The 8,309-nt window shown below is 37.6% G+C and carries 7 protein-coding genes; 2 read left to right on the plus strand and 5 right to left on the minus strand.

The window, feature by feature from the left end:
* Positions 1-610: 610 nt before the first annotated feature.
* From BGM26_RS07595 to BGM26_RS07605, 3 genes are all read right to left on the minus strand, one after another.
* A complete protein-coding gene (locus BGM26_RS07595) occupies positions 611-820 on the minus strand; it encodes a hypothetical protein (RefSeq protein WP_217039172.1) in 210 nt (69 codons plus the stop codon).
* Between the two features lie 289 nt (positions 821-1,109).
* Entirely contained in the window at positions 1,110-3,725 is a 2,616-nt protein-coding gene (ppsA, locus tag BGM26_RS07600; protein WP_217039174.1) for a phosphoenolpyruvate synthase, read from the minus strand.
* 185 nt (positions 3,726-3,910) lie between these two features.
* Positions 3,911-4,159: a hypothetical protein gene (locus tag BGM26_RS07605; protein WP_217039176.1), complete on the minus strand. Its 249-nt coding sequence runs from the start codon at positions 4,157-4,159 to the stop codon at positions 3,911-3,913.
* A gap of 479 nt (positions 4,160-4,638) precedes the next feature.
* Here BGM26_RS07605 and BGM26_RS07610 point away from each other — a divergent pair, with 479 nt between their 5' ends.
* Positions 4,639-5,013, plus strand: a complete 375-nt coding sequence (locus BGM26_RS07610; protein ID WP_217039178.1) for a BlaI/MecI/CopY family transcriptional regulator — start codon at positions 4,639-4,641, stop codon at positions 5,011-5,013.
* Between the two features lie 12 nt (positions 5,014-5,025).
* Entirely contained in the window at positions 5,026-6,324 is a 1,299-nt protein-coding gene (locus BGM26_RS07615) for a M56 family metallopeptidase (RefSeq protein ID WP_217039180.1), read from the plus strand.
* A gap of 572 nt (positions 6,325-6,896) precedes the next feature.
* On the opposite strand, the gene BGM26_RS07620 is transcribed toward BGM26_RS07615, so the two are convergent.
* Positions 6,897-7,106, minus strand: coding sequence for a hypothetical protein (locus BGM26_RS07620; RefSeq protein ID WP_217039182.1), 210 nt, complete (start codon positions 7,104-7,106; stop codon positions 6,897-6,899).
* A 232-nt stretch (positions 7,107-7,338) separates the two neighbouring features.
* Entirely contained in the window at positions 7,339-8,100 is a 762-nt protein-coding gene (locus tag BGM26_RS07625; protein ID WP_217039184.1) for an SDR family oxidoreductase, read from the minus strand.
* Positions 8,101-8,309: the final 209 nt, after the last annotated feature.

Here is an 8,309-nt window from a genome sequence, read left to right on the forward strand (position 1 = left end):
TCATGTACGTTTTACATTTTTTATTGAAAAATCTTGACAAACTATTAGCTGGTTTTGTGGAACAAGAAAAAATCCTGCATATCAACACAGGATTTTTAATTAAACTTTTTTATAAACATCGCGACTTTATTTTAAACATCGTATCTTTTTTATAAACATCGTGACTTTGTTTCAAATCTACATTAGGTTCTTACAGCGAATATACCTGTTCTTATATATCTTCAAAATTCTGATCTAGCAAGAGGTGCTTTCCCTCAAAGCCAATCGCTTCAAGCCAAAAAGAATCACGGGGCTTTTTATATGCTCGACTGTTAGCTATACAACATACTGGATACATTCATGGATACTTGTTTTATTAACTATCTTACTAATGGAAAACAGTTTTATCAATAATGCTGCTGATGCATCTAATCTGAAACAAGGTTCTTAAATAAATAGATTTGTTCAAGGTCATGTGAATGGATTGGTAAAAGCTCTAAAGCTACCCGTTACTTTAAGTGAATTGATTCACAGTCTAACTGGGAATTTACCTAAAAAGCTGAATTATCTAAATAAAAAAAGGACTCCCTTTTTGGGAATCCAATTCATTCAGTGCTTCTTTGGTTAAAGTCTAATCTTCTCGGTTCGCAACACTGCCGTTAGCCTCATTGGCACCTTCGCCGACCTTGTTACCCATCGCTCCTCCTGCAATAGCTCCTGCAACGGTACCAATTGGACCAAGAACAGAACCTAAAGCAGCACCAGCGACTGCACCGACACCAGTTCCTACCGCTTCGCCAGCATCATTATCGACACTGTTACGTTCGTTTTTATCAGCCACTTATCTCACTCCTTATTAAGAATAGGCAAGTGCTTTCTAGCACAATACCGTAGCATATTTTGCCCTATAATGACAGATTTACTCGAAATGTAAATCTGTCATTAAAACTTTGCAACTTTCACTTTCCTTCACGTTGTACAAAAAGAAAAGCTGCCATAATGACAGCTAGATTTTAAACTCTTGCACCCTATAGTTTAAGTGATAGTATTCAGAAACTTATATAAAAAAGCCGACTCCACATTAGGAAATTCGGCCATATTGATGTATTAAATCTAAACGTAATCAGCAATTACAATATTTTGATATACCCTTCAGTTCCATGCACGCGAATTCGTTGCCCATCTTTTATTATTTTGGTGGCATTTTCCACCCCGACAACTGCTGGCAAGCCATATTCACGTGCGATAACTGCTCCATGGGTCATCAGTCCACCAACTTCAGTGACTAGGCCTTTTATGGATACAAACAATGGTGTCCAGCTAGGGTCAGTAAAGGCGGTGACTAATATATCTCCATCTTCTAGATCAGCATCTTCCATGTTTAAGATAACACGTGCTCGTCCCTCTATAACTCCAGAAGAAACAGGTAGACCTACAATAGCTTCGGCTGGGAGATTTTCTCGTCTGTACTCCCCTGCAATAATTTCACCATCAGACGTGATAACACGTGGTGGGGTTAATTTTTCATAAAATTTGTACTCGTCTTTTCGATTGCCGATGACTTGGTAATCCAGTTTATTTGTGCGTACGACTTCGCGAAGTTCTTCAAAAGTGAGATAATATATATCTTCTTTTTCATGAATAACGTTGGCTTGTACGAGTTGTTCGGCTTCTTTCAGTAAATCCTGCTTATAAACGAAGTAGCGATTAACCATGCCGTATTTTGGATATTCCCGATAACCGATGAAATTCCGGATTAGGTCGATCATTCGTTTTGTTTCTTTGGATTTTTGTTCACCATCCGGTAATTGCTTCAATCGTTCTAATAACTCTTGTTCTTTTTTCAAAGCCTTCTGCCGCCCGTGCTCAAAAATCCGACTGCTTGCATTAAGTTCAAAGTTTTTGATGTTATTGAGAATCATGGGGACAAGTGTAATTGGTTTTTCACTCCATCGAGTTCTAGTAATATCGATTTCTCCGGCACATCGCATTCCGTATTTGCTGAGATAAGCATAGATAGCGTCTTGGGTTTCCTGTCCACCATCAAACTTAACCAGTTCATCCAAAAAGTTATCATCTTTTACATGTTCTAAATAATCAATTACTTCTGGATAAGGACGAATCACATCTGCGACATCCAATAGCGCCAGACCCATTTCCGAAGTAATATTGTTTGGTACAGATTGAGAAAGTGTGTCTGCTGCGTTTTTTTCACCTAACCACTTGTTCATTTTTTCATTGATCCATGATGAAGCATTTATAGCAGCCATAAATACAGCTGAACTTTGTGGATCAAATAAAATCTTCTTTAATTGCTGGATATCTTCTAGAATAAAATCAATTAAATCTGATCCTGATTTCGTTTGGATGTTTTGTTTTAGCTCCTCTATGGATGTTTGACTGCGCTTAATTAAATCAGAAACGATTGTCGGGTCTTTTTCGATTTGTGCTTGAGAATTCACAGACGACACACTTTTATTGCTTTTACTGGAACTCTGTTCTTGCTTATCATTTGTTAACGATTTTATGAAATCTCTTCGCTCTGTTATGGTTATAAGTGCGTCTTTCATGAGCGGATCGTGTTGTCCCATGGCATCTAATAACATTTTTCTGCTGTCAGGTGAAGCTAGTTGATGTGTGACATCCACAAACAACCTTCCACCGGCTTTAAACCTGGGTCCAAAAGATGTTAACTGGAATAAAGACATTCCCAGTGGTTTCAAAGGGTCGGTCATCATTTGTTGATGTCCGACGGATACATAAACGTGATTTTCTTCATCGTTCGCTTCAGGGATGGGGTATAAAGTTGTGATTGGCCGACTCTGGACAATGTAAAAAGTATCACCAACCAAACACCATTCGATGTCCTGCGGGCACCCAAAATAAGTTTCGATCTGTCTTCCGATTCGTGCTAGTTGTAAAATTTGTTGTTCAGTAAGTGTTTGAGTCTTTTGTTGTTCAGGTTTGATCTGCTGTGTCTCTGTTCCGCCTTCTTCTCGTCCATAGATAGCTAATTTTTTGGTCGCTATCCTCTTATCGACGATTTCCCCTTCTTGTACTTTATAACAATCGGCAGATACCAGGCCAGAGACCAGTGCTTCTCCAAGTCCAAAACTTGCATCGATTGATAGCAGCTTTCGGTTAGAAGTAATTGGATCAGCGGTAAATAAAATCCCTGAAGCTTGTGGGAAAACCATCCTTTGAACGATAACGGATAAATAAACTTGGCTATGATCAAATCCGTTTTGCATGCGGTAGATTACCGCACGATCCGAAAATAGGGAAGCCCAACATTTACTGATATGCTGCAAGATTGCTACTTTGCCGATGATATTTAAAAAGGTGTCTTGTTGACCAGCAAAAGAGGCATGTGGTAAATCTTCGGCAGTCGCACTAGAACGCACTGCATAAGCATGTTCATCGCCAAACTCGGAGAGATAGTACGCAACTGCTTTCACAACATCGGAAGGAATTTCTACTCCCATAATGATTTGTCTAATCTTCCTGCTGATTTCACTAATTTGATCTCGATCCTCTACTTTTAGTATTGTTAGTTGATCCAACAATACGTGGAAGGCTTCGTTTTGCTTGAGAGCTTTTTGATAGGCTTCTGTTGTAATACAAAATCCTTCTGGCACTAGTATTCCATGAATCTTCGATAGTTCCCCTAATTTCAACCCTTTTCCACCAACGAGAAAAATCTGTGTTTTTTCTATTTCCTGAAAACCAAGAACTAAGGAACTCATTCTATATCCCTCCAAGAAATCTCATTAAAGTTCTATTGCAGTCTAGCAGCAATAAATGAGAATAAACAGTCTATATTGACCATTTTTTGTATGCTATAATTAAATTAGGAAGAGTTCAAAAAATAGCTAAACCTTACCGCACAGCACCTATTAGTTGAAGAAGAAATAGGTTTAATTAATATAGCTTAGTATCTCGAATGATGAATAGCTTCGTTAGCCTTATTTATGGTGTCTTTGTGAACATATATATGATAAATGGAGTACCCTCTTCCTACATAGGATCCTCCTCCCAAGCTAATTGTTTTTATTTTATATTTAATCCCATTATTTTTAAGTCTTCCAAGCATTGTAAAATGCTTATTAGCGTCTTGTGTCGAGTAAACCAATTCCCATTTAACAAAGAATTTTTTTAAAAATTCTTTGAGTTTGTACATACCCTTCCCTCCCTAATTACCGAATTTTGACTGTACATTAACATAATATTTCTATGCCATCGTAACTAATTCCTTATTCAACTATCCTGCCCTTTACTTCAATATTAAAGAGCTATTCTCCTTCTTGAAGATTATAACCCTATAGTTTAAGTAAATTCATTCACAAACTTAGCTAGTTTTAATGAAGACTTGGTTCATATATTACAAGAAAGCTGCCCCACTTAGTTGCATAACAAAAAAGCACTACTCATAATGAAGAATCCCTACAATTACTTAAGACTAACTCATGGACATGATTACACGAAAAACTTCATTTGGACAATTCACTTTCACCAAAAATTCCCGACTCTTTGTAGAAAACTGAAAATAAAGATAAGTCACCTTGACATTCACTACACAATGTAGTAAGTTTTAATCACTACATTGTGTAGTGATTAAGTTTCTATGGACGCATAACACTGAGTAAAGAGGTGTACACCATGAAAAATGTACAAAAATTATCTGATACTGAAATGGAAGTGATGGAGGTGATTTGGGATTGTAAGCATCCGGTAACTTCAAGCGAATTATTGCATACATTCGCTCAAAAGGGTAAGGAATGGAAATCACAGACGATCTCTACTTTTTTATCTAGGCTAGTAGATAAAGGGGCTTTAATCTCTACAAAGCAAGGCCGGAGCAATACCTATCTTCCCTGCATTTCACAGGAAGATTATAAGCTATGGGAAACACAGAACGTATTAGACGGGATATACCAGGGGTCGGTTAAAAAAATGATTTCCGCGCTTTATGATGGTGACAAGCTTTCGGACGAAGACATTGCTGAGTTAAAGCAATGGTTTTCTGAAAGGTAGGGGCAAACTCATATGAGTCATTTTCTCGAATTGCTTGTCACACTTACGGTTGCGGGTAGTACCGTTGTAGGCTGTATATTGTTGCTGCGGCTCATTTCACCCCATGTCTTTCCTGCAAAATGGCGTTACGTAATTGGAAAGATGGCAGTATGGTTCTATGTATTTCCTATTGCCTTTATCGTGAAGTGGCTCATTCAGTTATTGACACTAAAGCCAGTTCTGGATGTGCTCACTCTTGGAATCTCTATACCTATTCGGGAAACATCTACGCGACGCCAAACAGGGTTGATTTCAGAGCAAACCATCCCTGACGAAACAGCTTGGATATTATTAATCCTATGGGGAATGGGCGCGCTAACCTTTGCTATTTGGCAAATGTACTGCTATCACAGGTTTATGAGAAGAATGAAAGATACCAATTCTCCCGTTTCAAAGGATAGCGAAGCTGCCAAACAGCTTGCTTCCTTGAAGCGTGTGTTAGGGATAAATGGATCTGTACAACTTGCCTATAGCTCTAGCATCAAAAGCCCTGTTCTTGTCGGATTGCTGAAACCAACCATATTCCTCCCGATGAGCGATAAACTGGATATGGACTTGGGCATGGTCATTCACCACGAACTGGTTCACTTAAAACGCAAAGATTTAATGATAAAAATGCTCGTCTTGGGAGCCGGTGCTTTACACTGGTTCAATCCCTTTGTTCATTTCCTACGCAAGGACATTCACATCTGGAGTGAGTTGTCCTGTGATGAAGAAGTCGTAGAGGAAATGTCTTATGCCGAACGGAAAAGGTACGGCGAAACAATCCTGAACGTCATGATCGGTTCCAGGGGATTACCTGTGAGGTTCTGCGCTTCATTATCTGGAGACGGAAAACAATTGAAAAGGAGATTAGCGATGATGCTGAATGTAAAGAAGCTGAAAAAGCATACTGTATTTATGGCAGCCACAACGATTCTTGTCATTGGAGCTATTGGTACGTCCACGGCTGTTTGGGCCGCAAAAAGCACCCCCGAGATCGAAGGTGTTGGAACAGAACAATTTGCAACCGAAGAAAAAGGCGGTTCCCATATTGATGATAATGCCGCTTATGATTATACTTTTGAAGGACTATCTCCTGAACAACAAAAACGTGTCACAAAGGAAATGGCTCAATATTATCTAGACGAACAAGGGAATGTTGTTCACTTTACGGATTTAGATACTAAGAGCGTGCCTTTTGAGTCTTTGAATGCTGAACAACAGCAGCAAGCTACAAAGGAATTAGGTCATTACTCACTTAGAAAGGTGAGAAAACTAAACAACAAATAAAACATTTTTTAACAAAAAAAAAAAAAAACACAGTGTAGCTTAGGAATAAAGTTTGATTGAAAATACCTCACAAACCCATATTTTACGATAAATTAAAAGAATCCATTTTGAAAAAAGATTGATCAAAATGGATTCTTTTTCAGCAGATTTAAGTTTAGTTTTTATAAAAAAGTTTGTTCGTTTTCTACCTATGAATAGTAGCTCTCTCCATTTTTTTAAAGGCTATTTTCGTAAAGTTTGTTGCTTTTATATGTGATTTTTATTTAATAATCTGAGTTGATTGGAGCGGAGGGCACTTGACTCCAGCGGGAGATAGAGGGAACGGGAGACCCCACAGGCGGTAACGCCGAGGAGGCTTCCGTCCCTCCCCGCGGAAAGCAAGTGCCCGCAGCGGAAATCAACGGGCAAACTTTGAAGGCTAAAACAACAATTTATGCGAAAATAGCCTTTTTAAAAAGGAAGTTCAACAATAAAGAGCGTTGATCCCGTCTGGATCAACGCCCCTATTAGTTGAAAAGATAGCGCCAATTTCTCTTTAACAGAAATCGGCATTTCGTTTATTCGCAATACGTTTAGCGTGACACTTTTGGTGGTTGGCACACGTCACATTTACGTTGGTGATTATTTTTAAATTTCGTAAACGTTTTTTCAAAGTTGCCACCACATGCACATTTAAATAGTAACTTCTGAGAAAAACCGTGATATTCTGTCGTAAGCAACTTACTTTCCGAGTTGTTCTCAACAAATTCTTTAATTTTACCAATCGTCCATCGTTTGTTCATTCTCTTACACCTCCATATTTTATCGTTAGGCGGAGGCTTTTCTTGGCATCCGTTCAATTATGAGTAAAGTTCTTAATTATCCTAAGTTCCTAATTATAACATGAGCTGGCACACAATTAAACAAATGGAAGGTATCTTATTAAACTACATACTTTGGTTAAGTACATTTCTTCACAATATTGTTTAGCTTTAAAGAAGAATGCAGTAACTTTCCTTATTCTGTAACATCCAGTCAATTCAGCTTATTTCTTAGATATTCCTCAAATGTGGTTTTCCCCACTTTTTGAATGATATTGGTGTTTTTCCCATCGAAGAAAGATTTGTATAGTTTTCCTGGCAAAGAAATGCTTAAAACTTTATTTGTTTCATTATTAATTTTTATTTTCAGCTCAGCCATTTCTTTTAACGTCATTATATCTGGTCCGCCAAAGTCATCAGTTCTTCCTTGAGGACCTATATTAATTAAATCAATTAAATGATTGGCAAATTCACTAACATCCACGCTTTGAAATTTAATGTTCCCGGGGATAACATATCTTTTAAAGATAGGTTTTGATAAAAGTAAATTTTCTACAAAGCCGTGGAACTGAGTTGCACGTAGAATTGTATAAGGAATAGAACTATTCTTTAACAATTCTTCTGCTTCGTATTTAAGCTTATAATATTTAAATGGTATTTCTTCAATGCCTACAATTGACGGATAAATAAAATGTTTTATGTGTTGCAGTTTACTTAAAAACTTTCCCAAACCTGAAACTTCAATGAATCTCGAATTTTTAAATGGACTTGTTGCTGCGTGAATAATTACCTCTACATCTTTTACTGCTTCTTCTAAACCTTCACCAGATAATAAATCGCTATAAACCCACTCGAAATCTCCAAAGCCTTCAGGTTTTCTTCTCGAAGTCATTCTAATTTTATTATCAGAATCTTTTAGTTGATTTAGCAAAGCCAAACCTAGTTGGCCCGTTGAACCAGTCACCAATATTCTCAATTATTAACCCACCCGTTCTACTGGATTATCTTTGTATTGATATTCAGAAGTTAGGGACTTTATTCAACTAATCTGTTTCTTAAGTTTAAAATCAATAATGAAAAAAGTGCCGAAACAGATCATTTGTTATGAAACTAACGCGCCCGATCGTAATATAAGGTCAGCCAGTTTTTTCTGGTTGACCTTTTTTCATGAGGTCTTATGATAGC

It is taken from the genome of Bacillus sp. FJAT-29790, assembly GCF_019039215.1.
Taxonomy (GTDB): domain Bacteria; phylum Bacillota; class Bacilli; order Bacillales; family Cytobacillaceae; genus Cytobacillus.